This is a genomic window from Streptomyces sp. HB132, assembly GCF_016909575.1.
In the GTDB taxonomy this organism is placed as follows: Bacteria; Actinomycetota; Actinomycetes; order Streptomycetales; family Streptomycetaceae; genus Streptomyces.
On record NZ_JAFBGA010000011.1, the window covers coordinates 182,435 to 206,664 of the forward strand.

The 24,230-nt window shown below is 70.2% G+C and carries 23 protein-coding genes and 2 pseudogenes; 15 read left to right on the plus strand and 10 right to left on the minus strand.

Features of this window, described 5'->3' with window-relative positions; translation table 11 throughout:
• The first annotated feature begins 30 nt into the window (after positions 1–30).
• From JOC24_RS23740 to JOC24_RS23755, 4 genes and pseudogenes are all read left to right on the plus strand, one after another.
• Positions 31–1,396: pseudogene (locus tag JOC24_RS23740) on the plus strand (MFS transporter).
• 10 nt (positions 1,397–1,406) lie between these two features.
• A complete protein-coding gene (locus JOC24_RS23745; RefSeq protein WP_205022399.1) occupies positions 1,407–1,916 on the plus strand; it encodes a MarR family winged helix-turn-helix transcriptional regulator in 510 nt (169 codons plus the stop codon).
• Between the two features lie 55 nt (positions 1,917–1,971).
• Positions 1,972–2,304, plus strand: coding sequence for a DUF3817 domain-containing protein (locus JOC24_RS23750; RefSeq protein ID WP_205022400.1), 333 nt, complete (start codon positions 1,972–1,974; stop codon positions 2,302–2,304).
• Between the two features lie 83 nt (positions 2,305–2,387).
• Positions 2,388–4,088, plus strand: a complete 1,701-nt coding sequence (locus JOC24_RS23755) for an acyl-CoA mutase large subunit family protein (RefSeq protein WP_205022401.1) — start codon at positions 2,388–2,390, stop codon at positions 4,086–4,088.
• A gap of 48 nt (positions 4,089–4,136) precedes the next feature.
• Here the strand turns inward: JOC24_RS23755 and JOC24_RS23760 are convergent, their stop codons facing one another.
• Positions 4,137–4,781, minus strand: a complete 645-nt coding sequence (locus JOC24_RS23760; protein WP_205022402.1) for a TetR/AcrR family transcriptional regulator — start codon at positions 4,779–4,781, stop codon at positions 4,137–4,139.
• A 315-nt stretch (positions 4,782–5,096) separates the two neighbouring features.
• Here JOC24_RS23760 and JOC24_RS23765 point away from each other — a divergent pair, with 315 nt between their 5' ends.
• The 4 genes from JOC24_RS23765 (at position 5,097) to JOC24_RS23780 (ending at position 9,268) form a co-directional block, all read left to right on the plus strand.
• Complete coding sequence (locus tag JOC24_RS23765; RefSeq protein ID WP_205022403.1) at positions 5,097–6,074, plus strand: tetratricopeptide repeat protein; 978 nt, start codon at positions 5,097–5,099, stop codon at positions 6,072–6,074.
• A gap of 602 nt (positions 6,075–6,676) precedes the next feature.
• Positions 6,677–7,318, plus strand: a complete 642-nt coding sequence (locus JOC24_RS23770; RefSeq protein ID WP_205022404.1) for a DUF6230 family protein — start codon at positions 6,677–6,679, stop codon at positions 7,316–7,318.
• Positions 7,319–7,413: 95 nt separating this feature from the next.
• Positions 7,414–7,992 carry a DUF6114 domain-containing protein gene (locus JOC24_RS23775; RefSeq protein WP_205022405.1) on the plus strand — a complete coding sequence of 193 codons (579 nt, stop codon included), beginning with the start codon at positions 7,414–7,416 and terminating at the stop codon, positions 7,990–7,992.
• Positions 7,982–9,268, plus strand: a complete 1,287-nt coding sequence (locus tag JOC24_RS23780) for a prolipoprotein diacylglyceryl transferase (protein ID WP_205022406.1) — start codon at positions 7,982–7,984, stop codon at positions 9,266–9,268. Before JOC24_RS23775 ends, JOC24_RS23780 begins: the two co-directional genes overlap by 11 nt.
• A gap of 122 nt (positions 9,269–9,390) precedes the next feature.
• Here JOC24_RS23780 and JOC24_RS23785 read toward each other — a convergent pair whose 3' ends face one another.
• The 4 genes from JOC24_RS23785 to pta all read right to left on the minus strand — a co-directional run bounded on the left by JOC24_RS23785 (position 9,391) and on the right by pta (position 15,041).
• Positions 9,391–10,026 carry a hypothetical protein gene (locus JOC24_RS23785; protein WP_205022407.1) on the minus strand — a complete coding sequence of 212 codons (636 nt, stop codon included), beginning with the start codon at positions 10,024–10,026 and terminating at the stop codon, positions 9,391–9,393.
• Positions 10,027–10,207: 181 nt separating this feature from the next.
• Positions 10,208–11,635 (minus strand): pyruvate kinase, encoded by a 1,428-nt coding sequence (gene pyk / locus JOC24_RS23790; protein WP_205022408.1) that lies wholly within the window; start codon positions 11,633–11,635, stop codon positions 10,208–10,210.
• A 74-nt stretch (positions 11,636–11,709) separates the two neighbouring features.
• On the minus strand, positions 11,710–12,963 hold the full coding sequence (locus JOC24_RS23795) for an acetate kinase (RefSeq protein ID WP_374104519.1): 1,254 nt from the start codon (positions 12,961–12,963) through the stop codon (positions 11,710–11,712).
• A gap of 5 nt (positions 12,964–12,968) precedes the next feature.
• On the minus strand, positions 12,969–15,041 hold the full coding sequence (gene pta, locus JOC24_RS23800) for a phosphate acetyltransferase (RefSeq protein WP_205022409.1): 2,073 nt from the start codon (positions 15,039–15,041) through the stop codon (positions 12,969–12,971).
• A gap of 241 nt (positions 15,042–15,282) precedes the next feature.
• On the opposite strand from pta, the gene JOC24_RS23805 reads away from it, so the two are divergent.
• Entirely contained in the window at positions 15,283–16,308 is a 1,026-nt protein-coding gene (locus JOC24_RS23805) for an ATP-dependent 6-phosphofructokinase (RefSeq protein ID WP_205022410.1), read from the plus strand.
• 99 nt (positions 16,309–16,407) lie between these two features.
• Here JOC24_RS23805 and JOC24_RS23810 read toward each other — a convergent pair whose 3' ends face one another.
• The 3 genes from JOC24_RS23810 to JOC24_RS23820 all read right to left on the minus strand — a co-directional run bounded on the left by JOC24_RS23810 (position 16,408) and on the right by JOC24_RS23820 (position 19,526).
• Positions 16,408–17,031, minus strand: coding sequence for a helix-turn-helix domain-containing protein (locus JOC24_RS23810; protein ID WP_239580902.1), 624 nt, complete (start codon positions 17,029–17,031; stop codon positions 16,408–16,410).
• 165 nt (positions 17,032–17,196) lie between these two features.
• Positions 17,197–17,871, minus strand: coding sequence for a response regulator (locus JOC24_RS23815; protein WP_205022412.1), 675 nt, complete (start codon positions 17,869–17,871; stop codon positions 17,197–17,199).
• Entirely contained in the window at positions 17,868–19,526 is a 1,659-nt protein-coding gene (locus tag JOC24_RS23820; protein ID WP_205022413.1) for a sensor histidine kinase, read from the minus strand. The genes JOC24_RS23815 and JOC24_RS23820 overlap by 4 nt, the downstream gene beginning before the upstream one ends.
• A gap of 154 nt (positions 19,527–19,680) precedes the next feature.
• On the opposite strand from JOC24_RS23820, the gene JOC24_RS23825 reads away from it, so the two are divergent.
• The 6 genes and pseudogenes from JOC24_RS23825 to JOC24_RS33850 all read left to right on the plus strand — a co-directional run bounded on the left by JOC24_RS23825 (position 19,681) and on the right by JOC24_RS33850 (position 23,129).
• Positions 19,681–21,048: a cation:dicarboxylate symporter family transporter gene (locus JOC24_RS23825; protein ID WP_205022414.1), complete on the plus strand. Its 1,368-nt coding sequence runs from the start codon at positions 19,681–19,683 to the stop codon at positions 21,046–21,048.
• Positions 21,049–21,177: 129 nt separating this feature from the next.
• On the plus strand, positions 21,178–21,816 hold the full coding sequence (locus tag JOC24_RS23830; protein ID WP_205022415.1) for a hypothetical protein: 639 nt from the start codon (positions 21,178–21,180) through the stop codon (positions 21,814–21,816).
• Between the two features lie 133 nt (positions 21,817–21,949).
• Complete coding sequence (locus JOC24_RS23835) at positions 21,950–22,366, plus strand: MerR family transcriptional regulator (RefSeq protein ID WP_205022416.1); 417 nt, start codon at positions 21,950–21,952, stop codon at positions 22,364–22,366.
• Positions 22,363–22,704, plus strand: a complete 342-nt coding sequence (gene trxA, locus JOC24_RS23840) for a thioredoxin (protein ID WP_205022417.1) — start codon at positions 22,363–22,365, stop codon at positions 22,702–22,704. The genes JOC24_RS23835 and trxA overlap by 4 nt, the downstream gene beginning before the upstream one ends.
• A gap of 37 nt (positions 22,705–22,741) precedes the next feature.
• Positions 22,742–22,975: pseudogene (locus JOC24_RS34265) on the plus strand (GNAT family N-acetyltransferase); the annotation flags it as partial.
• A gap of 19 nt (positions 22,976–22,994) precedes the next feature.
• Positions 22,995–23,129: a hypothetical protein gene (locus tag JOC24_RS33850; protein ID WP_275588593.1), complete on the plus strand. Its 135-nt coding sequence runs from the start codon at positions 22,995–22,997 to the stop codon at positions 23,127–23,129.
• A gap of 48 nt (positions 23,130–23,177) precedes the next feature.
• On the opposite strand, the gene JOC24_RS23850 is transcribed toward JOC24_RS33850, so the two are convergent.
• Together JOC24_RS23850 and JOC24_RS23855 are read right to left on the minus strand one after the other, a co-directional pair.
• Entirely contained in the window at positions 23,178–23,714 is a 537-nt protein-coding gene (locus tag JOC24_RS23850; protein ID WP_205022418.1) for a hypothetical protein, read from the minus strand.
• Positions 23,714–23,989, minus strand: coding sequence for a hypothetical protein (locus JOC24_RS23855; RefSeq protein WP_205022419.1), 276 nt, complete (start codon positions 23,987–23,989; stop codon positions 23,714–23,716). Before JOC24_RS23855 ends, JOC24_RS23850 begins: the two co-directional genes overlap by 1 nt.
• Positions 23,990–24,230 lie beyond the last annotated feature (241 nt).

The following is a 24,230-nucleotide window of genomic DNA, read 5'->3' on the forward strand; positions in this document are numbered from 1 at the left end:
GGTGCCGGGCCGCTCGTCCAAGCTGCGTCCATGCCGAACGACCACACCACTGCGGCGGGTCCGCCCCGCGAACCCGTCCTGCCCCCGGAGCCGGCGTCCTCGCCGGGCCAGGACCCCGCTCCGGAGGCGGGAGCGGCCTCCGCCCCGGCCCCCGGAGCCGGGGGATACCGTGCCGTCCTCGCCGTGCGGGAGTTCCGGGCGGTCTTCGCCGCGCACCTGCTCTCCCTGCTCGGCGTGGTCGTCAGTGAGCTGGCGCTCACCGTGCTCGTCTACGACCTCACCGGCTCGCCCCTCCTGTCCGCCCTCACCTTCGCGCTCGGCTTCCTCCCGTACGTCGTCGGCGGCACTCTCTTCGCGGGGGTCGCCGACCGGTACCCGGCCCGCCGGGTCCTCGTCACCTGCGACCTGATCTGCGCGGGCTGCGTCGCCGTCATGGTGCTCCCGGCCACACCCGTCGCGATGCTCCTCGCGCTGCGGTGCGTGGTGGCGGCGGTGGCGCCCGTCTTCACCGGGACACGGACGGCGGCCCTCACCGACATCCTCGGGGAGGGCGACCTCTACGTCCTCGGGCGCTCGCTGCTCCGCCTGGTCTCGCAGAGCGCCCTGTTCGTCGGCTTCGGCGCGGGCGGTGTGCTGCTCACCGTGCTGTCCCCGCGCGGGGCGATCACGTTCACCGTGGTGACGTTCCTCTGCTCGGCGGCGCTGCTGCGTCTGGGCACCCACGACCGGCCCGCCCGTACGGCGGGAGAGCCCGGTGGCCCGCTCCTGAAGGAGTCGCTCGCCGGGGCGCGCGCACTCCTCGGCGACCGCCGGATCCGCGGGCTCCTCCTGCTCTTCTGGGTGCCGGCCTTCTTCGTGGTGGCCCCGGAGGCGCTCGCCGCGCCGTACGTGGACGCGATCGGAGCGGGCCCCGCCGCGCTCGGGCTCCTCATGTGCGCGATGGCCGTGGGGCACATCGGCGCCGAACTGTACGTGGGCACCGCCCTCGCCCCCGGCGCCCGCTCCCGGATCGTGCTGCCTGTCGCCGCCGTGGGCCTGCTGCCCCTCATGCTGTACGCGTTCCGCCCGGGCACGGCCCTGACCGCGGCCGCCCTCGTGCTGGCCGGGGCGGGGGCGGCGTACGTCATCGGGCTCGACCAGTGGTTCGTCGACGCGGTTCCCGAGTATCTGCGGGGACGCGCGATGACGGTGCTCACCGCCGGTCTGATGACGGCCCAGGGGCTCGGCATGGCCCTCGCGGGACTGGCCGCGGAGTTCTTCCCGGTGCACCGGGTGGTCGCGTCCTCGGGTGCGGTGGGTACGGTCTGCACGCTCCTGCTGGTCGTTCAGGTGCGTAGAACGCGTATCCGGTACCGAAGTGCGAGACAGGGCTGACCGCCATGTGACCAGTGGGTAAGGTCATGCCCGTGCCGAAGCCGCTCAGCCTCCCCTTCGATCCCATCGCCCGCGCCGAAGAACTGTGGCACCGGCGCTGGGGACCGGTGCCCTCCATGGGGGCGATCACGTCGATCATGCGGGCGCAGCAGATCCTGCTCGCCGAGGTGGACGCGGTGGTCAAGCCGTACGGGCTGACCTTCGCCCGCTACGAGGCGCTGGTCCTGCTCACCTTCTCGCAGGCGGGTGAGCTGCCGATGTCCAAGATCGGCGAGCGTCTGATGGTGCACCCCACCTCCGTGACGAACACCGTGGACCGGCTGGTGCGCTCGGGGCTGGTCGACAAGCGCCCCAATCCCAACGACGGGCGCGGAACCCTCGCCTCCATCACGGACAAGGGTCGCGAGGTCGTCGAGGCGGCCAGCCAGGACCTGATGGCGATGGACTTCGGTCTCGGGGCGTACGACGACGAGGAGTGCGCCGAGATCTTCGCCATGCTGCGCCCGCTGCGGGTGGCCGCCCAGGACTTCGAGGACCGGTAGCCGCGAGGCCGGGGCGCTGCAAGATCGCTCCGGCCGCCCGGTTACGCTCGATGCCATGAAACGCAGCGTGCTGACCCGCTATCGGGTGATGGCCTACGTCACCGCCGTCATGTTGATGATCCTGTGCGTGTGCATGGTCTTCAAGTACGGATTCGACACCGGCGAGAGCCTCACCTTCGCGGTCTCGCAGCTCCACGGCGTCCTCTTCATCATCTACCTGGTCTTCGCCTTCGACCTCGGATCCAAGGCGAAGTGGCCGATCGGCAAGCTGCTCTGGGTGCTGGTCTCCGGCACCATCCCGACCGCCGCGTTCTTCGTCGAGCGCAAGGTCGTCCGGGAGGTCGAGCCGTTGATCACCGACGGCTCCGCACAGGCCGTCAAGGCCTGACCAGAGGCACCTGAACCGCTCCGCGCGAAGCGCCGGGCGGTTTGCCGTCGACATTTACTAGGACGTCCTAGTAAATTTGAACCATGGACGCATCTGCGATCGAGGAAGGCCGCCGGCGCTGGCAGGCCCGTTACGACAAGGCCCGCAAGCGCGACGCGGACTTCACCACGCTCTCCGGGGACCCAGTGGAGCCCGTGTACGGGCCCCGCCCCGGCGACACGTACGAGGGGTTCGAGCGGATCGGCTGGCCCGGCGAGTACCCCTTCACCCGGGGACTCCACCCCACCGGCTACCGGGGCCGCACCTGGACGATCCGCCAGTTCGCCGGCTTCGGCAACGCCGAGCAGACCAACGAGCGGTACAAGTCCATCCTGGCCAACGGCGGCGGCGGACTCAGCGTGGCGTTCGATATGCCGACCCTGATGGGCCGCGACTCCGACGACCCCCGCGCGCTCGGCGAGGTCGGCCACTGCGGCGTCGCCATCGACTCCGCCGCCGACATGGAGGTCCTGTTCCAGGACATCCCGCTCGGCGACGTCACCACCTCCATGACGATCAGCGGACCCGCCGTCCCCGTCTTCTGCATGTACCTGGTCGCCGCCGAGCGGCAGGGTGTCGACCCGGCCGTGCTCAACGGCACGCTCCAGACCGACATCTTCAAGGAGTACATCGCGCAGAAGGAGTGGCTCTTCCAGCCCGAACCCCATCTGCGCCTCATCGGCGACCTGATGGAGCACTGCGCCCGCGACATCCCCGCCTACAAACCGCTCTCGGTCTCCGGCTACCACATCCGCGAGGCCGGGGCCACGGCCGCGCAGGAGCTCGCGTACACCCTCGCCGACGGCTTCGGGTACGTCGAACTCGGCCTCTCCCGCGGTCTGGACGTCGACGTCTTCGCCCCCGGGCTCTCCTTCTTCTTCGACGCGCACCTCGACTTCTTCGAGGAGATCGCCAAGTTCCGCGCCGCCCGCCGGATCTGGGCCCGCTGGATGAAGGAGACCTACGGCGCGAAGACCGACAAGGCGCAGTGGCTCCGCTTCCACACCCAGACCGCCGGAGTCTCGCTGACCGCCCAGCAGCCGTACAACAACGTCGTGCGCACCGCCGTGGAGGCGCTGTCCGCCGTCCTCGGCGGAACCAACTCCCTGCACACCAACGCCCTGGACGAGACGCTCGCCCTCCCCTCCGCGCAGGCCGCGGAGATCGCGCTGCGGACCCAGCAGGTGCTCATGGAGGAGACCGGCGTCGCCAACGTCGCCGACCCGCTGGGCGGTTCGTGGTACGTCGAGCAGCTCACCGACCGCATCGAGGCCGACGCCGAGAAGATCTTCGAGCAGATCAAGGAGCGCGGCACCCGGGCGCACCCGGACGGCAAGCACCCCATCGGGCCGATGACCTCCGGGATCCTGCGCGGCATCGAGGACGGCTGGTTCACCGGCGAGACCGCCGAATCCGCCTTCCGGTACCAGCAGTCGCTGGAGAAGGGCGAGAAGCGGGTCGTCGGCGTCAACGTCCACCACGGATCCGTCACGGGTGACCTGGAGATCCTGCGGGTCAGCCACGAGGTCGAGCGTGAGCAGGTGCGCGAGCTCGCCGGGCGCAAGGAGGGCCGTGAGGACGCGAGGGTCGGTGCCGCGCTGAACGCGATGCTGGCCGCCGCACGCGACGGCTCGAACATGATCGCGCCGATGCTGGAGGCCGTACGGGCCGAGGCGACCCTGGGCGAGATCTGCGGGGTGCTGCGCGACGAGTGGGGCGTCTACACGGAGCCGCCGGGCTTCTGACCCACGGCCGAGGACTCCACGGCCGCGACCACCCGGGGCCCGGGGCCCTCAGAACCCCGGGCGCCGCTCCGTGCCCGTGCCGCCCAGGCCGCCGAGCAGCAGCATCGTGAAGCTCCGCGCCCAGTCGGTGTCGACGGGCTCGGCGCTCACCAGCGTCCGGTGCACCACGGCACCCGCGATCACGTCGAAGATGAGGTCGGCGGTGCGGTCCGCCACCACCTCGTCCGGTTCGGTGGGCAGTTCCCCGCGTAGCTGCGCGCGCTCCCGGCCCTGGAGCACGAGGTGCTTCTGCCGGTTCACGATCGAATCGCGTATACGATCCCGCAGCGCCTCGTCCCGCGTCGACTCGGCCACCACGGCCATCAGTGCCGTCTTGGTCTCCGGCCGCTCCAGCAGGACCGCGAACTGGAGGACCACGGCCTCCACGTCGGCCGCGAGGCTGCCGAGGTCGGGCAGTTCCAGCTCGTCGAAGAGGACGGCGACCGCGTCCACCACCAGCTCGTTCTTGCCGGCCCAGCGGCGGTAGAGAGTCGTCTTGGCGACCCCCGCCCGCGTCGCCACATCGCCCATCGTCAGCTTCGACCAGCCGAGATCGACCAGCGACGCGCGGGTCGCCTCCAGGATCACGGCATCGGTCTCGGCGCTGCGAGGACGTCCGGACCGGGTGGGTTCGGTGGGGCTGCGGCTCAGCATGCGGCGACCATACCGGCCGGTAAGTAGTGCTGACCGGCCCGGGAGCCCGTGAGACAGATCACCGCGCGCTCTTGCCGTGGAGGGGGTCCTGACAGTTACGCTACGGGTCGTAGCGTAAGAAGCGATGGTCCGTCCGTCGTGGCGCCACGACTGATCGACAGCCACTGGCGCCGGGTGGGGACCCGGCGCCGAACACGGGGTTTTCAGGGCCCTGGGACCGTTTCCGTCCGCCCGCCGCGCACACCGGCGCGGCTGCGGGCGGAAGCGGTTCGCGGATTTTTCCGGAACAGTGCGCACAGGGGGGAGGATGTACGTATGCAGCCTAGGAACATGTCCATGAGCGGCGTCGTCGACCTCGCCGCTGTGAAGGCGGCCGGCGACGCCAAGGCGAAGGCGGAGCAGGCCCGCGCGGAGTCGGCCCGGCAGGGGGGCGGCGGTGCCGTGGCACCCGCCTCCCTGGTGATCGACGTCGACGAGGCCGGCTTCGAGGCCGACGTCCTCCAGCGCTCCAACGAAGTCCCGGTCGTCATCGACTTCTGGGCCGAGTGGTGCGAGCCGTGCAAGCAGCTCGGTCCGCTGCTCGAGCGTCTCGCCACCGAGTACAACGGCCGCTTCGTACTGGCCAAGGTCGATGTCGACGCCAACCAGATGCTGATGCAGCAGTTCGGGATCCAGGGCATTCCGGCCGTCTTCGCGGTGGTCGCCGGACAGGCCCTTCCGCTCTTCCAGGGCGCGGCACCCGAGAGCCAGATCCGTCAGACGCTGGATCAGCTGATCCAGGTCGGCGAGGAGCGTTTCGGTCTCACCGGGATCGCCGTCGACGCCGGCGCGGGTGCCGGTGACGAGGAGAGCGCCCCCGTCGAGGTGCCCGCGGGCCCGCACGACGCGCAGCTGGAGGCCGCCGCGCAGGCGCTGGACGCCAACGACTTCGCCGGCGCCGTCCAGGCGTACAAGAGCGTGCTGGCCGTCGACCCGGTCAACACCGAGGCCAAGCTGGGTCTCGCCCAGGCCGAACTGCTGGGCCGCGTCGCGGGGATGGACCCGCAGCAGGTCCGCAAGGACGCCGCGGAGAATCCGGCGCAGCCGGTGGCGCAGATGGCCGCCGCCGACCTGGATCTCGTGGGTGGCCACGTCGAGGACGCCTTCGGACGGCTCGTCGAGACGGTCCGCCGGAACTTCGGCGACGACCGCGACGCCGTACGGGTGCGGCTCCTGGAACTCTTCGAGGTGATCGGCCCCGACGACCCGCGGGTCGTCGCCGCCCGTACCGCCCTGGCGCGCGTCTTGTTCTGATGTGACAACACGGCCGTGGAGTCCCCTGGACACCACGGCCGTTTTCTCGGGCGAACGACAAGGAACACATTCGCTTTACCAAAACTTGATAAAAGTACGCACTGTTACTCGTAGTAAATCACCGGCAGGGGTCTGTCCGCTTTCGGACTGTAATCCCGCCATTCGCACGTCCCTTTGGTGCCACCCTGTGTGGCCGGACGATACCCCCCTGTCGTGTCCTGGTTATCTGGTCGTTACTAGTCAGTAACGACCCCCCTTGTGTCACGGCCGCGAATGCACCACGATCGGCCACGCTCGGTCCAATACCCGTCGGCTCGGCGCCCAGTCGGCGCAGACGGGTCTGTTGGGTCCCCATCGAGTGGTCGGCGGCAGTGGCGCCGATCGCGGACAGGGGGGTTCCTGCCCCTGGGCAGGGCCTGTCCGGAAACCGGTCACGCAGACGCGTGGCCAGTGGTTGTCGCTCGGGGGTGATCGCCGGTGATTCGGATGCGGTACGCGCCTCCGGTCCGGGCGCTCTCCTTCCCGAGGACGTAGCACTTCTCCCATCCCAGGGCGGGCGCGATGCCCGTACCGGAGATGTACGTCCGAGAAGGAGGAAACATATGAGTTCGCAGGTCCGCGGTGGTACCAGATGGAAGCGTTTCGCTCTGGTCATGGTGCCGAGCGTCGTGGCGACGGCCGCCGTCGGCGTCGGCCTGGCGCAGGGTGCGCTCGCCGCATCGTTCAGCGTCTCCGGCCAGAGCTTCAAGGTCAGCACCGACAAGCTCGTCGGTAAGGACTTCGTCCAGTACGGCAGCGTCGCTGTCGGCAAGGACCTCAAGGGCAACGACGCCGCTCACCCGGTTGCCGTTTCCGGTTTCAGCAGCGCCACGATCACCAACATGTGCCAGTCGGTGGTCACGCCTGACCTGCCCTTCGGTCTCGGCAGCGTCAGCCTGCAGCTGAACGCGGGTACCGACCCGAAGAAGCCCGTCGAGGCGACGAACCTGTACCTCGACGTCGCGCAGCTCGACGCGGACGCGTACTTCGAGAAGATCGACATCGGCGTCGCCGCCGGTTCGGTCGGCAAGCCCGGCATCCAGTCCGGCACCGAGAAGGCCGTCAACCCGAACGGCTTCGCGCAGCGCGCCGAGACGGCGACGCTGAGCAACGTGGAGCAGACGGCGTGGGCGACCACCGCCGGCACCTTCAAGCTCAGCAACCTGAGCCTGAAGCTGCACAAGGGCGTCAAGGAGTGCTTCTAGGCGCTCGCCCGGGTGGCCGGAGCGTTCCCTGCGGACCTCCGGCCGCCCACCCCTTCTCTTCTCACGGCAGTACCGGTTCCAGGGAGCTGTTTTCCATGAGCCCCGAGTCCACAGGGCAGAACGAGCACCACCTCACCGTCTACCGGCGGGGATTCCGCACCTGGCGGGGTAACCGGCCGTTCTGGGCGGGCCTTTTCACCATCCTGGGTGGTCTACCCATCGCGTACTTCCCGTACGCCAACATGCACCTCGGCAACATGACGATCGCGATGTCGACCACCGCGGGTGCCGGATCGCTGATCATCGGGGTCCTGCTCGTCACGCTGGGCCTCACCATGTGGTTCCACCACATCGTGCGGGTCTTCGCCGGTGTCGCCGCGATCCTGCTCGCGCTGATCTCCATACCCGTCGCCAACATCGGCGGCTTCATCATCGGCTTCGTCCTCTCCCTCCTCGGCGGAGCCCTCTCCATCGCCTGGGTACCCGGCGACGCGAAGGGCGTCCGCGACACCGAGGACGCGGCCTACGAGGCCCGGAGCCCCGGGGCCGGCGACGCGCGGGCACCCGAGCACGAGCACGGCCAGGAGTTCCAGGGAACGGCAGCCGTCCCGCCGCAGCCGATGCGGTTCGACGGGGCGGTCGAGGCCGACGGCGGGAGGCATCGTGCGGGGTGACGACGGTCAGACGAACGGCTTCGGGCAGGACGACCTCCCGGAGCGAAGAGGGCCCCGCCACGCGGCGCCCAGGAAGTCGCTGCTGACGAAGCTGCACATGCCCGCGGGCAAGAAGGCGTTCGCGCTCGCCGCGATGCCGACTGCGGTCTTCGTCGGAATGGGGCTCACCCCGAAGCTCGCGATGGCCGACGACAGTTCGGACATCCCGTTCGCCCCCGGCCCCTGCGTGACACGCTCCGACGAGCCGGCCGAGTCGGAGAAGCCCGAGGCGACGCCGACCCCGAGCGCCACACCGTCCGAAGAGGCGGGCAAGGACGACGAGGCGGGCAACGACGACTCCGGCAAGGACGACTCCGGCGAGGACGACGACGCCGCGACGCCGAAGCCCTCCGCGAGTGCGAGCGCGGGGGAGGACGCGTCCGAGGAGACGCCCGCGGACAAGACCGCACCGTCGGCCACCCCTAGTCCCACCGAGTCGAAGAACCCCCTCGACCCGCTGGGCGTCGGCGACGCGCTCAAGGACCTCTTCGACGGCCCGGACAAGGAGACGGCCGAGCCGTCCCCCAGCGCCACGGAGAAGAACCCGGAGCCGTCTGAGAGCACCGCCACCACCAAGCCGGCGGAGAAGGCCACGGAGGCCGCGAAGGACACGGTCGACAAGACCACCGACGCCATCCGCGACGCGGCGGAGAAGGCGGGCGAGGGCGTCGAGGAGCTCGACGACGACGTCAAGGGCCTCGACCCGGTGAAGGACGAGGACATCCCGGACGGCGCCAAGGAGCGCTTCCCCTGCCCGACCGCCGATCCCGAGGCGCTCGCCGCGGCCGACCTCGAGCAGGGCATCCCGCTGCTCCCGGACGACCCGTGGACGCTGGAGACCTCGAAGCTCACGCTCACCGGGCTCGACTACGCGGGCATCGTCGAGGTGAAGACGTACAACGGCAGCATCAAGAAGGTGCTGAAGTTCACCGCCGACACCATCGACATCAAGGACCTGCACCAGCTGACGACGGGTCCGGCCGGGACCACCGGTCATGTCAAGGCGGAGGAGGGCTCGACCTCCACCATCCGCAACGGCACGGTGACCATGTACACGGAAGAGCTGAAGGGCAACCTCTTCGGCCTCATCCCGATCACCTTCAGCCCGGAGACCCCGCCGCCGCTGAACGTGCCCTTCGCCTTCTTCACCGACGCGACGGTGAAGCAGGCGGGTCAGTTCGGCGGATCGCTCAAGGTCCCCGGCCTGCAGAACTACTTCACCGGTGGCAAGAGCTAGCCGTTACCGGTCCGTTCGGGAGCCGCACAGCACCGCGGGCCGTCCCTCTCGCCGAGAGGGACGGCCCGCGGTCATGTCAGGCCGGAGCGCCGGCGACGGTGTGCGCGACACGCGTGCATGAGCTACGCGTCCACGAGATGCGCGACGTCGCCCACGACGTACTCCCCGTAACGGAATGCCGCCCCCAGCTCCGCCAGCCGCGCGTACCGCTCCGTCGACAGGCACAGGTACCCGGGCGACAGCGCGTCGCTCCTGACGGGCAGGGCGCGCAGCAGCAGCCGGAAGGCGAGATCCGGCGTGCACCGGTCCACGCACTCGGTCAGTGCCCGGACCACCTCCTCGTCGAGCACGCCGTCGAACTCCTCGACAGCGGCCCGGGCCCGGCCGGCCAGCTCCGGCCCGTCGTACCGGTCCGCTCCGGAGAGCGTCACGGGGTCCGGGCGGCGGGCCAGCCACCTGTCGCACACTCCGGTCAACTGCCGCATCCACGCCGCACCGTCCGTGAGGCGGCCGCGGCGGAAGAAACGCTCCCCGCCCTCCACGCACCCCTCCCACAGCACGGTGACACGGTCGGCAGGCAGCGCGTCGTGGAGGAGGCGGGCGTCACGGCGTACCAGCAGCACGGCTTCCGGCTCCAGTTCCTCCACGAACTGACCGGCGACGGCCTCCGCTTCCGTGGGGGCGTCCAGCGCCCAGTCCCGGTGGAAGAAACCCATGACCCAGGGGACACCGAAGGTGAACTCCGTGCACCGGTCCATCGGCCGTCTCCCCCTCGCGCCGGGTACTCGGTGCCGGCCTGGTCCGGCGCCCTGGGCACCGGTCCTGCGAACCGTGGGATCCCGGCGGACCGCTCCGGCCGCCGCACCGGCGGCTCCGCACGGCTGTGGCCCGCACCCGGTCATGTACCGGAACGCGGGCCACAGCCGTGCGGACGAATTCTCAGGCGCGCTCGCCACTCAGGTGGTGCACCCGGACCATGTTGGTCGTGCCGGGGACGCCGGGGGGCGAGCCGGCCGTGATGACCATCGTGTCGCCGTCGCTGTAGCGGTTCAGCTTCAGCAGCTCCGCGTCCACCAGGTCGACCATGGCGTCCGTGTTGTCCACGTGCGGGACGACGTAGGACTCGACGCCCCAGCTCAGCGCGAGCTGGTTGCGGGTCGCCTCCTCCGTGGTGAAGGCCAGGATCGGCTGCGCGACGCGGTAGCGGGAGAGGCGGCGGGCGGTGTCACCGGACTTGGTGAAGGCCACCAGCGCCTTGCCGTCCAGGAAGTCCGCGATCTCGCAGGCCGCCCGCGCCACCGAACCGCCCTGCGTACGGGGCTTCTTGCCCGGCACCAGCGGCTGGAGACCCTTGGACAGGAGCTCCTCCTCGGCGGCGACGACGATCTTGGACATCGTCTTGACCGTCTCGATCGGGTACGCGCCGACCGAGGACTCCGCCGACAGCATGACCGCGTCCGCGCCGTCCAGGATCGCGTTGGCGACGTCGGACGCCTCGGCGCGGGTCGGCCGCGAGTTGGTGATCATCGACTCCATCATCTGGGTCGCCACGATCACCGGCTTGGCGTTGCGGCGGCACAGCTCGATGAGGCGCTTCTGCACCATCGGGACCTTCTCGAGCGGATACTCGACGGCGAGGTCACCGCGGGCGACCATCACGGCGTCGAAGGCGGCGACGACGCCCTCCATGTGCTCGACGGCCTGCGGCTTCTCGACCTTGGCGATGACGGGGACCCGGCGGCCCTCCTCGTCCATCACCTTGTGCACGTCCTTGACGTCCTCGGCGTCCCGGACGAAGGACAGCGCGACCATGTCGCAGCCCATCCGCAGGGCGAAACGCAGGTCCTCGACGTCCTTCTCGGACAGCGCGGGGACGTTGACCGCCGCACCGGGGAGGTTGATCCCCTTGTGGTCGGAGATGACACCGCCCTCGATGACGATGGTCGTGACCCTGGGACCGTCGACGGAGACGACCTTCAGCTCGACGTTGCCGTCGTTGATCAGGATCGGGTCGCCCTTGGTGACGTCGCCCGGCAGCCCCTTGTAGGTGGTGCCGCAGATCGACTTGTCGCCGGCGACGTCCTCGGAGGTGATGACGAACTCGTCCCCGCGGACCAGCTCGACAGGACCCTCGGCGAACTTCCCGAGACGGATCTTGGGGCCCTGGAGGTCGGCGAGCACGCCGACCGCGCGGCCGGTCTCGGCGGCCGCCTTGCGGACGCGGTCGTAACGGCCTTGGTGCTCCTCGTGGGAACCGTGGCTGAAGTTGAAACGGGCCACGCTCATGCCGGCCTCGATCAGAGCGACGAGCTGCTCATGGGAGTCGACGGCGGGACCGAGGGTGCAGACGATTTTGGAACGGCGCATGAGGCGGATCCTATCGGTTTGTTTCACTGCGGAATATTCCGTCTGGTGGAAGATACAAAGGGGCGCGGGCCCGCTCAGTTGTGGACCAGGTCGAAGGTCTGACCGGCGATCTCCAACTCCTCGTCCGTAGGTACGACGGCGACCGCCACCCGCGCGCCGTCGGGCGAGATCAGCCGCGGTTCGCCGGACCGTACGGCGTTGCGGTCCGCGTCCACGGCCAGGCCGAAGCCCTCCATCCCCGCGAGCGCAGCCTCCCGCACCGGAGCAGAGTTCTCCCCGACCCCCGCCGTGAACACCACGGCGTCCACCCGGCCGAGGACCGCCGAATAGGCGCCGATGTACTTCTTCAGGCGGTGGATGTAGACGTCGAACGCGAGCGTGGCGCGCTCGTCGCCCTCGTCCACCCGGCGGCGGATCTCCCGCATGTCGTTGTCGCCGCAGAGGCCGACCAGGCCGCTCCTCTTGTTCAGCAGGACGTCGATCTCGTCCGTCGACATCCCCGCCACCCGCTGCAGGTGGAAGGTGACGGCCGGGTCGATGTCCCCCGAACGCGTACCCATGACCAGCCCCTCCAAGGGGGTCAGTCCCATGGACGTCTCCACGCACCGGCCGCCCGCCACCGCGGAGGCCGAGGCGCCGTTGCCCAGGTGCAGCACGATCACGTTCACCTCGGCCACCGGCCGGCCCAGCAGCTCGGCCGTCCTGCGCGACACGTACGCGTGCGAGGTGCCGTGGAAGCCGTAGCGGCGGATGCGGTGCGCGTCGGCGGTCTCCACGTCGATCGCGTACCGGGCGGCGTGCTCCGGCATCGTCGTGTGGAACGCCGTGTCGAAGACGGCCACCTGCGGAAGGTCCGGGCGCAGCGCCTGCGCCGTGCGGATGCCCGTGATGTTCGCCGGGTTGTGCAGCGGCGCCACCGGGACGAGCCGCTCGATCTCCTTCAGCACCTCATCGGTGATCACGGTGGGCTCGGAAAACCTCAGCCCGCCGTGCACCACCCGGTGGCCGATCGCCGCCAGCTCGGGGGAGTCGAGGCCGAGCCCGTCGGCCGCCAGCTCGTCGGCCGCGGCCTTCAGCGCCTCCTCGTGGTCGGCGATCCTGCCGGTGCGCTCGCGGGGCTCCCCGCCGTTCAGGGGTGTGTGCACCAGGCGGGACGAGGCCTCGCCGATCCGCTCGACCAGGCCGGTGGCCAGCCGCGACCGGTCACGCATGTCCAGCAGCTGGTACTTCACCGACGAGGAGCCGGAATTGAGCACGAGTACGCGGTGGGCGTCGGTCGAGGCGTCAGTCATGGAGCGGGAGCCTTCACTGGTCGGGTCGGTGGTCATGGCGGTCATTCCTCGCCCTGCGCCTGGATCGCGGTGATGGCCACCGTGTTGACGATGTCCTGGACCAGCGCGCCGCGGGACAGGTCGTTGACCGGCTTGCGCAGTCCCTGCAGGACCGGGCCGACCGCGACCGCGCCCGCCGAGCGCTGGACCGCCTTGTAGGTGTTGTTGCCGGTGTTGAGGTCGGGGAAGATCAGCACGGTCGCCCGGCCCGCCACCTCCGAGGCCGGCAGCTTGGTCGCGGCGACGGACGGCTCGACCGCCGCGTCGTACTGGATCGGGCCCTCGATGCTCAGGTCCGGCCGTGAGGCGCGTACCCGCTCCGTCGCCTCCCGCACCTTGTCGACGTCGGCGCCCGAGCCCGAGGTGCCCGTCGAGTAGGAGAGCATCGCGATCCGCGGGTCCACACCGAAGCGCGCCGCGGTGACCGCCGACTGCACCGCGATGTCGGCGAGCTGCTCCGCGTCCGGGTCCGGGTTCACCGCGCAGTCGCCGTAGACCAGCACCTTGTCGGCGAGGCACATGAAGAACACCGAGGAGACGATCGACGCCTCGGGCTTGGTCTTGATGATCTCGAACGCCGGCCGGATCGTCGCCGCCGTGGAGTGGACCGAGCCGGAGACCATGCCGTCCGCCAGGCCCTCCTGGACCATCAGTGTGCCGAAGTAGTTGACGTCCGAGACGACGTCGTACGCCAGCTCCACCGTCACCCCGCGGTGCGCGCGCAGTACGGCGTACCGCTCGGCGAAGCTCTGGCGCAGCTCGGAGGTCTGCGGATCCACGATCTGGGTCTCGGCGAGGTCGATGCCCAGGTCGGCCGCCTTCTTGCGGATGACGTCGGTGTCCCCGAGGAGGGTCAGGTCGCAGACGTCGCGGCGGAGCAGAACGTCGGCGGCGCGCAGGACACGCTCCTCGGTGCCCTCGGGCAGGACGACCCGACGCCGGACCGAGCGGGCCTGTTCCAGGAGTTCGTGCTCGAACATCATCGGGGTGACCCGGCCGCTGCGGGCCACGGAGATCCGCTCCAGCAGGGCGCCGGTGTCCACGTGGCGCTCGAAGAGACCGAGTGCGGTCTCCGCCTTGCGGGGCGTCGCAGCGTTCAACTTTCCCTCGAGGGCGAAGAGTTCGGCCGCCGTGGGGAAGGAGCCACCGGTCACCGCGACGACCGGGGTGCCTGGTGCGAGGCGGGCCGCCAGCCGGAGTATCTCCTCGCCGGGGCGCTCGTTCAGGGTCAGCAGGACACCGGCGATGGGCGGTGTGCCCGCGCTGTGCGCGGCGAGCGAACCGACGACCAGGTCGGCGCGGTCGCCGGGGGTGACGACCATGCAGCCGGGGGTCAAAGCCTTCAGGAGGTTCGGCAGCATGGCGCCGCCGAACACGAAGTCCAGCGCGTCCCTGGCCAGACCCGAGTCGTCGCCGAGCAGAACCGTTCCGCCCAACGCGGTGGTGATCTGGGCGACGGTGGGGGCGGAGAGCGCGGGGTCGTCCGGCAGCACGGAACAGGGGACCGGCAGCTGCGCGCCCAGCCGCTCGGCGATGTCAAAGCGGTCCGCGGACGCCACCCGGTTGACGACCATCGCCAGGACGTCGCAGCCGAGACCGGCGTAGGCCCGGTACGCGTTGCGCGTCTCGGCCCGCACGGACCCGGCGTCCTGGCCCTTGCCGCCGACCACCGCGATCACCGAGGCGCCGAACTCGTTGGCGAGCCTCGCGTTCAGGGCGAGCTCGTCGGGGAGCTGGGTGGCGGCGAAGTCGCTGCCGAGGACCAGCACCACCTCGTAGTCCCGGGCCACCCGGTGGAAGCGCTCGACGAGCAGGGAGACCAGCTCGTCGGTGCCCTTCTCCGCCTGGACGGCGGAGGCCTCCTGGTAGTCCAGGCCGAAGACCGTCTCCGGGCTCTGCGAGAGCCGGTAGCGGGCCCGCAGCAGCTCGAACAGCCGGTCGGGCCCGTCGTGGACCAGCGGCCGGAAGACGCCGACCCGGTCCACCTGACGCGTCAGTAGATCCATGACTCCCAGATCGACGACCTGACGGCCGTCTCCCCGGTCGATCCCGGTCACGTACACACTGCGCGCCACGCGTGGTCTCCCGTCCTGTTTGGCTTGTATTGCCCCTTTGACGATACCTACCGGGGCAGGTGAGCCGCCCGCCGGGCACCGTGCCCCGGCGGGGGCCGCCGGGAACCCCGAACGGTCCCCGCCGAGCGGCCGGAAGCGCCGGGGTCCGGCCGGGCGTGGGACAATCGTCGTGGCTCACGGTACGGGGGTTTCTCGACGGCCCCCGGAATCCATGGCACTAGGGAGCAGGAGACAGAGCAGGATGCGCATCGGAATTCTCACCGCAGGCGGCGACTGCCCAGGTCTGAACGCTGTGATCCGGTCGGTCGTGCACCGCGCCGTGGTGGGCCACGGCGACGAGGTCATCGGCTTCGAGGACGGCTTCAAGGGTCTGCTCGACGGCCACTTCCGGCCCCTCGACCTGAACGCGGTCAGCGGCATCCTGGCCCGCGGCGGCACGATCCTCGGCTCGGCGCGGCTGGAGCGCGACCGGCTGCGCGAGGCCGCCGAGAACTGCGCGGAACTCTCGCTCCGTTACGGCATCGACGCGCTGATCCCGATCGGCGGCGAGGGCACCCTCACCGCGGCCCGCATGCTGTCCGACGCCGGCATGCCCGTCGTCGGCGTCCCGAAGACCATCGACAACGACATCTCCGCCACCGACCGCACCTTCGGCTTCGACACCGCCGTGGGCGTCGCGACCGAGGCCATAGACCGGTTGAAGACCACCGCCGAGTCGCACCAGCGGGTCATGGTCGTCGAGGTCATGGGCCGCCACGCGGGCTGGATCGCGCTGGAGTCCGGCATGGCCGGGGGCGCCCACGGCATCTGCCTGCCGGAGCGGCCCTTCCAGATCGACGACCTGGTCAAGATGGTCGAGGAACGATTCGCGCGCGGCAAGAAGTTCGCCGTCATCTGCGTGGCCGAGGGGGCGCACCCCGCCGAGGGTTCCATGCCGTACGCCAAGGGAGAGATCGACCAGTTCGGTCACGAGCGCTTCCAGGGCATCGGCAACCGGCTCGCCGCCGAGCTGGAGCTTCGCCTGGGCAAGGAGGCCCGGCCGGTCATCCTGGGCCATGTGCAGCGAGGAGGCACGCCGACCGCCTACGACCGGGTGCTCGCCACGCGCTTCGGGTGGAACGCGGTGGAAGCCGTGCACCGCGGTGACTTCGGCCGGATGACGTCGCTGCGCGGCACCGAGATCGTGATGGCCCCGCTGGCGGACGCCGTGACCCGCCTGAAGACGGTTCCCAGCGACCGGATGTACGAGGCCGAGTCGGTTTTCTGAGCCCTCGCCCCACCGTACGCGCGGCCCCCGCCGTCCTTCGCGGACGCCGGGGGCCGCGATCGTCCTCGTCGGTGGCGGGGCCGCTGCCGTCCACCTCGCTCAGATCCCGGCCGTGCGCCAGAACTCCTGGACCACCCGGTCCAGGAACTCCCGCCCCGCCTCGCCGGCCGTCCCCGCCCGGTCCCGCCCCGTGGTGTTCCAGCTCAGCGTCGACACCATCAGGGCCTGGTAGTCGGTGTGCAGCTGCTCCAGCACGTCCTGGACCAGGATGCGGTCCAGCGGCACGAGCTTGTCCACCGGTTTGACGTATGCCTGCCACCGGGTCGTGACCGCCCTGGTCAGCAGATCCGCCAGCTCCTCGTTGCGGCCGGTCGCCGTCAGGAACTGCGCCGCCGACATGTCCAGCGCGTCGCAGAGCGCCACCGCCTGCCGCTCGTTGCCGCGCCAGCGGCCGGACTCCTCGATGCGCCGGTACGCGGCGCCCGTCATCCCGAGCGAGCGCGCCAGGTCGTCCACCGCGATGTCCCGCGCCAGCCGGTGCTCGCGCAAGGTGCTGGCGACGGCCAGCAGTTCGCCCGGCGCGCACCACAGCACACCGGCCAGCGCCATCAGTTCGCGCTCGCCGGGAAGGGCCGTGCCGCGTTCCCAGGCCATCACCGTCTCGGCCGTGATCCGCAGTCCGTACTGGGCGCCGAGCCCGTACGCAACATGTCCGGGAGCCATTCCCAGGGCCTCGCGGAGTCGGCGCGCGGCGGGGGCGTTGAAGGGCTGGGTGGGGTGCACGGCCCCACCGTAGAAGCCTGGGAACGGCCTGGCTACAGGCTGTTCCTCACAGTTGACCCTTCGTACGATCCTCCTAGGAGGGCCCTCTCCCGGCGGCCGGGCCCATCAGCGGGTTTCAGCCACCCAGTGATAATGCAATTCGGGGCGGCCGACCTGACCGTAACTCGGCCGCCGCACCGCCCGGCCCCCCGTCACCAGGTGCTCCAGATAGCGTCGGGCGGTGATCCGGGAGATGCCCAGCTCCTCACCGGCGCCCGCCGCCGTCACCCCCTCCGGCGCCTCCCGCAGGGCCCGTGTCACCGCCTCCAGCGTCGGCCCGCTCAGCCCTTTCGGCAGCGTGGCCGGGTCGGCGACCCGAAGCGCGCCCAGCGCCCGGTCCACCTCCTCCTGGCCGCTCGCCTCACCGGCGGCCCCCCGGAATTCGGCGTACCGCACGAGCCGGTCCCGCAGCGTGGGATAGGTGAACGGCTTCAGCACGTACTGCACGACTCCTAGCGACACGCCTTCCCGCACCACAGCCAGGTCGCGCGCCGACGTCACCGCGATGACGTCCGCACCGTGACCCGCCGCCCGCAGCGAGCGCAGCAGCTGCAGACCGTGCCCGTCGGGCAGATAGAGGTCGAGCAGCAGCAGGTCGACCTCCGTCCGGTCCAGCGCGCGTACCGCCTCCGCCCTGGAGTGGGCGACGGCCGCGACCTCGAAGCCGGGCACCCGGCCCACGTACAGCTGGTGGGCGTCCGCGGCCACCGGATCGTCCTCCACGACCAGCACTCTGATCACGGTGCGGCCACCTCCGTCCTCGCCGTACGGCCGGCCGCGGGCAGCCGCACCGTGAACTCCGCCCCGCCGCCCGCGGCCCGGCCCAGCGTCACCGTCCCGCCGTTGCGGTGGACCGCCTGCCGCACGAGCGCCAGGCCGAGGCCGCGGCCCGTGCCGTGGGTCGTCCAGCCGCGCCGGAACACCTCGTCCGCGTCGGCCGGGCCGATGCCGGCGCCGGTGTCCGCCACCCGCAGCAGCAGCTCACCGGACTCCGTCCGCGCGGTCACCGTGACCAGGGCCCGTGCCGAGGTGCGCTGCGCGGGCAGGAGCTCGCCCGCTTCGCCCGTCACCGGCTCCGAGGCGGCGTCCGCCGCGTTGTCGATCAGATTGCCGAGGATCGTCACCAGGTCGCGCGGCGCCAGGGAATGCGGCAGGGCCCCGTCGTCGATCCGGCTGTCCTCGGTGAGCACCAGTTCCACGCCGCGCTCGTTGGCCTGCGCCGCCTTGCCGAGCAGCAGCGCGGCGAGCACCGGTTCGGCGACCGCGTCGACGACCCGGTCGGTGAGCACCTGGGCCAGCTCCAGTTCCGCCGTCGCGAAGTCGACCGCCTCCTCGACCCGTCCCAGCTCGATCAGCGACACCACCGTGTGCAGCCGGTTCGCCGCCTCATGCGCCTGCGAGCGCAGCGCCTGGGTGAAGCCGCGCTCCGAGTCGAGTTCGCCGGAGAGCGCCTGCAGCTCGGTGTGGTCCCGCAGGGTCACGACCGTGCCGCGCCGCTCGCCGCCGACCACCGGGCTGGTGTTGACGACGATCACCCGGTCCGCCGTCAGGTGGACCTCGTCCACCCGCGGCTCGGACGCCAGGAGCGCCCCGGTCAGCGATGCCGGCAGCGCGAGCTGGTCGACCCGGCGCCCGACCGCCCCCGGCGCCAGCCCCAGCAGGTCCCGGCCCGCGTCGTTGATCAGGGCTACCCGGCGCTGCCCGTCCAGCATGAGCAGCCCCTCGCGGACCGCGTGCAGGGTGGCCTCGTGATACGTGTGCATCCGGCTCAGCTCGCCCGCGTTCATCCCGTGCGTGTGCCGCCGGAGCCGCGCGTTGATCACGTACGTCCCGAGCCCGCCGAGCGCCAGGGCGGCCCCCGCCGCCGTCCCCAGGGCGCCGAGCTGCTCACGCACCTGGGTGGACACCCGCTCGACGGTGATGCCCGCGCTGACCAGGCCGACGATCCTGTCCCCGTCCCGCACCGGGGTGACGACCCGTATCGAGGGGCCGAGCGTGCCGGTGTAGGTCTCCTCGAACGTCTCGCCGAGCAGTGCGCGCTCGGTGTGCCCGATGAAGCTCCGGCCGATCTGGCCGGGGTCGGGATGGGTCCAGCGGACCCCGGCCGGATTCATGATGGTCACGAAGGCGATCCCGGTGTCCTCGCGGACCTGCTCCGCGTACGGCTGGAGTACGGCGGACGGGTCCGGGGTACGGATTGCCTCCCGCACCGACGGCGATCCGGCCATGGCGAGGGCGGCGGCTCTCACCTGGCGGGCCGCGGTCTCCTCCGCCTGGGACCGCCCCGAGGCGTAAGCGAAGAAGGCACACCCGGCCACGACCGCCGCCACGAGCAGGGCCTGCATCGCGAACAGCTGGCCGGCCAGGCTGCGGGGGAGGGTTCGGGGCAGACGCATGCTCCCCAGTCTGCCTGGCAGGGAGACCCGGCCCAAGGTGGCTGATAAGCATCTGTGAACTATATGAACGCAAGGGTGACGGCCGTCACAGGGAAGTGAATAGTCACCGGGGCCCCCAGGGACGGGGAGCCGCCGTATACCCGAGGAGACCCCCGTGGCAGAGAAAGCCGCACGACGGGACCGCACCCACTATCTCTACATCGCCGTGATCGCCGCTGTGGCGCTTGGTATCACGGTGGGTCTGGTGTTTCCGGACTTCGCCGTGGAGCTCAAGCCGATCGGTGCGGGTTTCGTCAACCTCATCAAGATGATGATCTCGCCGATCATCTTCTGCACGATCGTGCTGGGGGTCGGCTCCGTACGAAAGGCCGCCAAGGTCGGCGCCGTCGGTGGCCTGGCCCTCGGCTACTTCCTGGTGATGTCGACCGTCGCCCTGGCCATCGGCCTCGTCGTCGGCAACATCCTGGAGCCCGGTTCCAGCCTCCACCTCACCGACGCGGCCCGCGCCGCGGGTGAGGAGCAGGCCGCGGGGGCCAGCGAGTCCACCGTCGACTTCCTGCTCGGCATCATCCCCACCACCATGGTGTCGGCCTTCACCGAGGGTGAGGTCCTGCAGACCCTCCTCATCGCTCTCCTCGCCGGCTTCGCGCTCCAGGCCATGGGCTCGGCCGGAGAGCCGGTCATCCGAGGCATCGGCCACATCCAGCGCCTCGTCTTCCGCATCCTCGCCATGATCATGTGGGCGGCCCCGGTGGGCGCGTTCGGTGCGATGGCGGCGGTGGTCGGCGAGACCGGCGTGGACGCGCTGAAGTCCCTCGCGATCATCATGATCGGCTTCTACGTCACCTGCGCGCTCTTCGTGTTCCTGATCCTGGGCGCGATCCTGCGGCTGGTGGCCGGGATGAACATCTTCTCCCTGCTGAAGTACCTGGGCCGCGAGTTCCTGCTGATCGTCTCCACCTCCTCCTCCGAGTCGGCCCTGCCGCGGCTGATCGCGAAGATGGAGCACATGGGTGTCAGCAAGCCGGTCGTCGGCATCACCGTGCCGACCGGCTACTCCTTCAACCTCGACGGCACCGCGATCTACCTCACGATGGCCTCGCTCTTCATCGCCAACGCGACGGGCGACCCGCTCAGCATCAGCGAGCAGATCTCGCTGCTGATCTTCATGGTGATCGCGTCGAAGGGTGCGGCAGGCGTCACCGGCGCCGGTCTGGCCACCCTCGCGGGCGGCCTCCAGTCGCACCGCCCCGAGCTGGTCGACGGTGTCGGGCTGATCGTCGGCATCGACCGCTTCATGAGCGAGGCGCGCGCCCTGACGAACTTCGCGGGCAACGCGGTCGCCACGGTGCTGGTCGGCACCTGGACCAAGGAGATCGACCGGGACCGGGTGGACCAGGTCCTCTCCGGTGCACTCCCGTTCGACGAGTCGACGATGACCGACGACGCCCACAGCGGCGAGCCGCACGTCCCGGACGCCCGGGAGGGCGGCGAGGACAAGCCCTCCCTCGCGAAGGTGTAAGGAAACAGGCAGGTGAGTCGGCCGGTACGGGAGCCCCCGTACCGGCCGTGTTCGTCATGGCAGACTGTCGTTTCACCGCGAGCACACGGGTGCGATACGCGTTCCGTACACGCGCCACCGGGGAGCGGGATGCACAGGAGTCTGGCGGAGACCGCCCGGGCCGCGCTGACCGCCGCGTGCGCGCCGGGTTCCGACGGGGACGCGGCCCTGCCTGCACCCCGCCTCGGGGGCGACACCACCGTCGTCGTCGCCGACACGTGCGTGCGGGGTGACCTCGGCTTCGTCCTGCTCCTCCACCGGCGCAAGGACGGTCTCGTCGCCGAGGAGCTCTTCTTCTCGCGCCGCGAGAACACGGGGGTCTGGGGAGCAGCGGAACACCTCTCGGGCAGCGGGGGGATCCCGGACCTCACCCGCCCCGAGGAAGCCGCCGCCGTTCTGCGCGGCTGGTCGCTGGTGGCGCTGGGCGACTCCGAAACGGGGATTCTCACCGAACGGCCCCGGGCCGACGAGGGACATGAACTGGTGCGGTTCCACGTGCTGCTGGTGAACGAGGCCGTCGGCCATCTCGATCTCGGGAACACCTCCGTGGGAGCCTCCCCGGCATCCGGTCGCGTCCGGAAGCCACTCACCTCCCAGGTCGCCCTCATCGCACTGTTCCCCGAGGAGAGCGTCACCGTGCGCACAGGGGCGGGGGCCGGCGTCCGGCCCTCGGATGAGCCGTTGGAACTGGTCGGCAGTGATGCCGCGTCCGGGGCCCCTTGGGCGTAGGCCCTGTTCGGCGTAGGCCCGTTCGGCGTAGGCCCTGGAGAACGGGTTGGGCGGGGCCGCCGCCGGACGCCGTACCGCACAGGGCCGCGTCCTGACTTGCCTTGACGCTGACGTCAAGGATTACGGTCGCGGTATGCGAATCGGGGAACTGGCCGAGCGCGCCGGGACGACGACACGGACGCTGCGGTACTACGAGTCACGGGGCCTCCTGCACGCGCGGCGCGCGGAGAACGGCTATCGCACGTACGACGAGGACGACCTGCGGCAGATCCAGCAGATCCGGACCCTTCAGGACTTCGGATTCGACCTGGAGGAGACCCGCCCCTTCGTCGACTGCCTGCGCGCCGGCCACCCGGCGGGCGACGCCTGCCCGGCGTCACTGGCCGTCTACCGGCGCAAGATCCATGAACTGGACTCGCTCATCGGCCAGTTGCAGGGGGTCCGGGCGGAGGTGGGCGCGCAACTGGCCCGCGCCGAACTGGAGGCTTCGGCCGACCTGCCCGACGGCCCCGAACCACGGTGCGAACTGAACTGGGAGGACGAGAAATGATCCATGCGGATGGTGTCGCCGAGGTGACGGACGCGACGTTCGACGCGGAGGTCCTGGGAGGTGGCACCCCGGTGCTGGTCGAGTTCACGGCCGACTGGTGCGGTCCGTGCCGCCAGCTAGCCCCGGTGCTCGGCGCCATCGCGAAGGAGGAGGCCGGCCGGGTCAAGGTGGTGCGGATCGACGTGGACCACAACCCGGGCATCACCAGCCGTTACGCCGTGCTGTCGATGCCGACCCTGATGGTGTTCCAGGGCGGCGAACCGGTGAAGTCGATGGTGGGCGCCCGCCCGAAGCGCCGCCTGCTCCAGGAGCTCGACGACGTGCTCCCGGCGGCCTGAGACCGGGCTGGCTCAGAAGCCGCCGGGCCGGCTGTCCGTGCGGGGGACCCTGCCCGAACAGCTGGCCCTACGCTCCGTCGAAGCGATTCAGGCGCTTCACGAAATCCTCGGTTCCCGCGAGCGCGGCCGTGCCCCCGACCTGTGGAGCAGACGTGCGGGACTGGGTGCCGAGACGGCGGCGGCGGTCAGTCGCCTGTTCGTCACTCCGGCGGCCAGGGGCAGGGGGATCGGCGCACTGCTGGTCGCACGGGCTGTGCGGGCAGCGCGAAAGCGCGGACTGCACCCTGATCATGACGCCGGGCACCATGACCGCGGCCGACGGCATGCTGGCTGCGGCAGGGTGCTCGATCATGGTGGACGGTAAGACGGTCGTCGAGAACAAGGGCGGCAAGACGGGCAAGCTCTGCTCGTACAAGCTCAAGTAAGGCCCCCGTACCGGGCCCATCGTCCGGACTCGGGGCTCCTGCCGAGCCCTACCTGCACCCCATGGCGCGCAGCCCTTCCGGACGGTAGGCCGTCGCGAACTTCTCCAGCTGGGAGCGTTTCTTGTGGGCTTGTGCGTGGGAAACGGAAAGGATGACGTCGAGTACGTAGTTGCTCTTGCTTCCGCGTTTGTGACACGGGCTCATGGATACGTACCAACCGTCGGATATTACCGCGTTGCCTGATGTCCCGGATTGTTTCGGATTGGGGCCCACGGAGATCTTTTTCTGCACCTCGAAGTATTTCTGGTCCCGAATCTCATTTATGTACAGCCTTCTGGAACCGTCGACGGTCACGACACAGTTCGACGTTTGCGGATCTCCCACCGACTCTTGCTTGGCCTTGATCTCGCCGTCCGGCAGCAGCGATCTCAGTAGGTCGGGGTCGACGGTGCGGCCGCACAGAACGCTGGGTGTGGTGGGGGCGGTGGGGCCGGTGCACGCTGTGAGCCCCGCGATGAGAGCTGCGGCGACGGTGAGGGAGGGTGCAGTGCGGCGGCGCGCGACGCGCCAAGGGGTGGTGATCATTAGGGAAGGTCCCCTGATATCCGATTGGCCGTGCTGTTTCCATTGAAAGCTGAACTCGCGATGGAGCCTGTACGCAATCGCTCGTTCTCTGCGTCGGACAGCGTGTGGTCGGGGTTGGCTGACGACCACTCTTCCCCCAACGCCTTCAGGTAATTCTGCCTGGTTTCGAAGGTTTGACTGACGTCGTTGGCTTCCTTTTCGTCGATATGTGCCTGTTCATCGAGCTGCCAGGCGTACGCCGCCGAGTCCACACCGCGCTGGACAGCGTCGCCCACGACGGGGATGAAGTTCGCGGCACCGCCCACCGCGTGGTAGCCCCACTTGGCAGGCCAGGAGGGTCGCGAGGCTGTCGATAGCCGTGCGCAGGTCTGCCTTGTGCTTCGTGAAGTCGGTGTGTGCGCCCCGCAGGATTCCGAGGACGCTCTTCGCCTCTTCGGCCGCGTCGGTGAACTGCTTCGCTGTCTTCGTCACGAACTCTCGGGTGATGGTGGCGTTCTCGCCGCTCCAGTCCGCCGC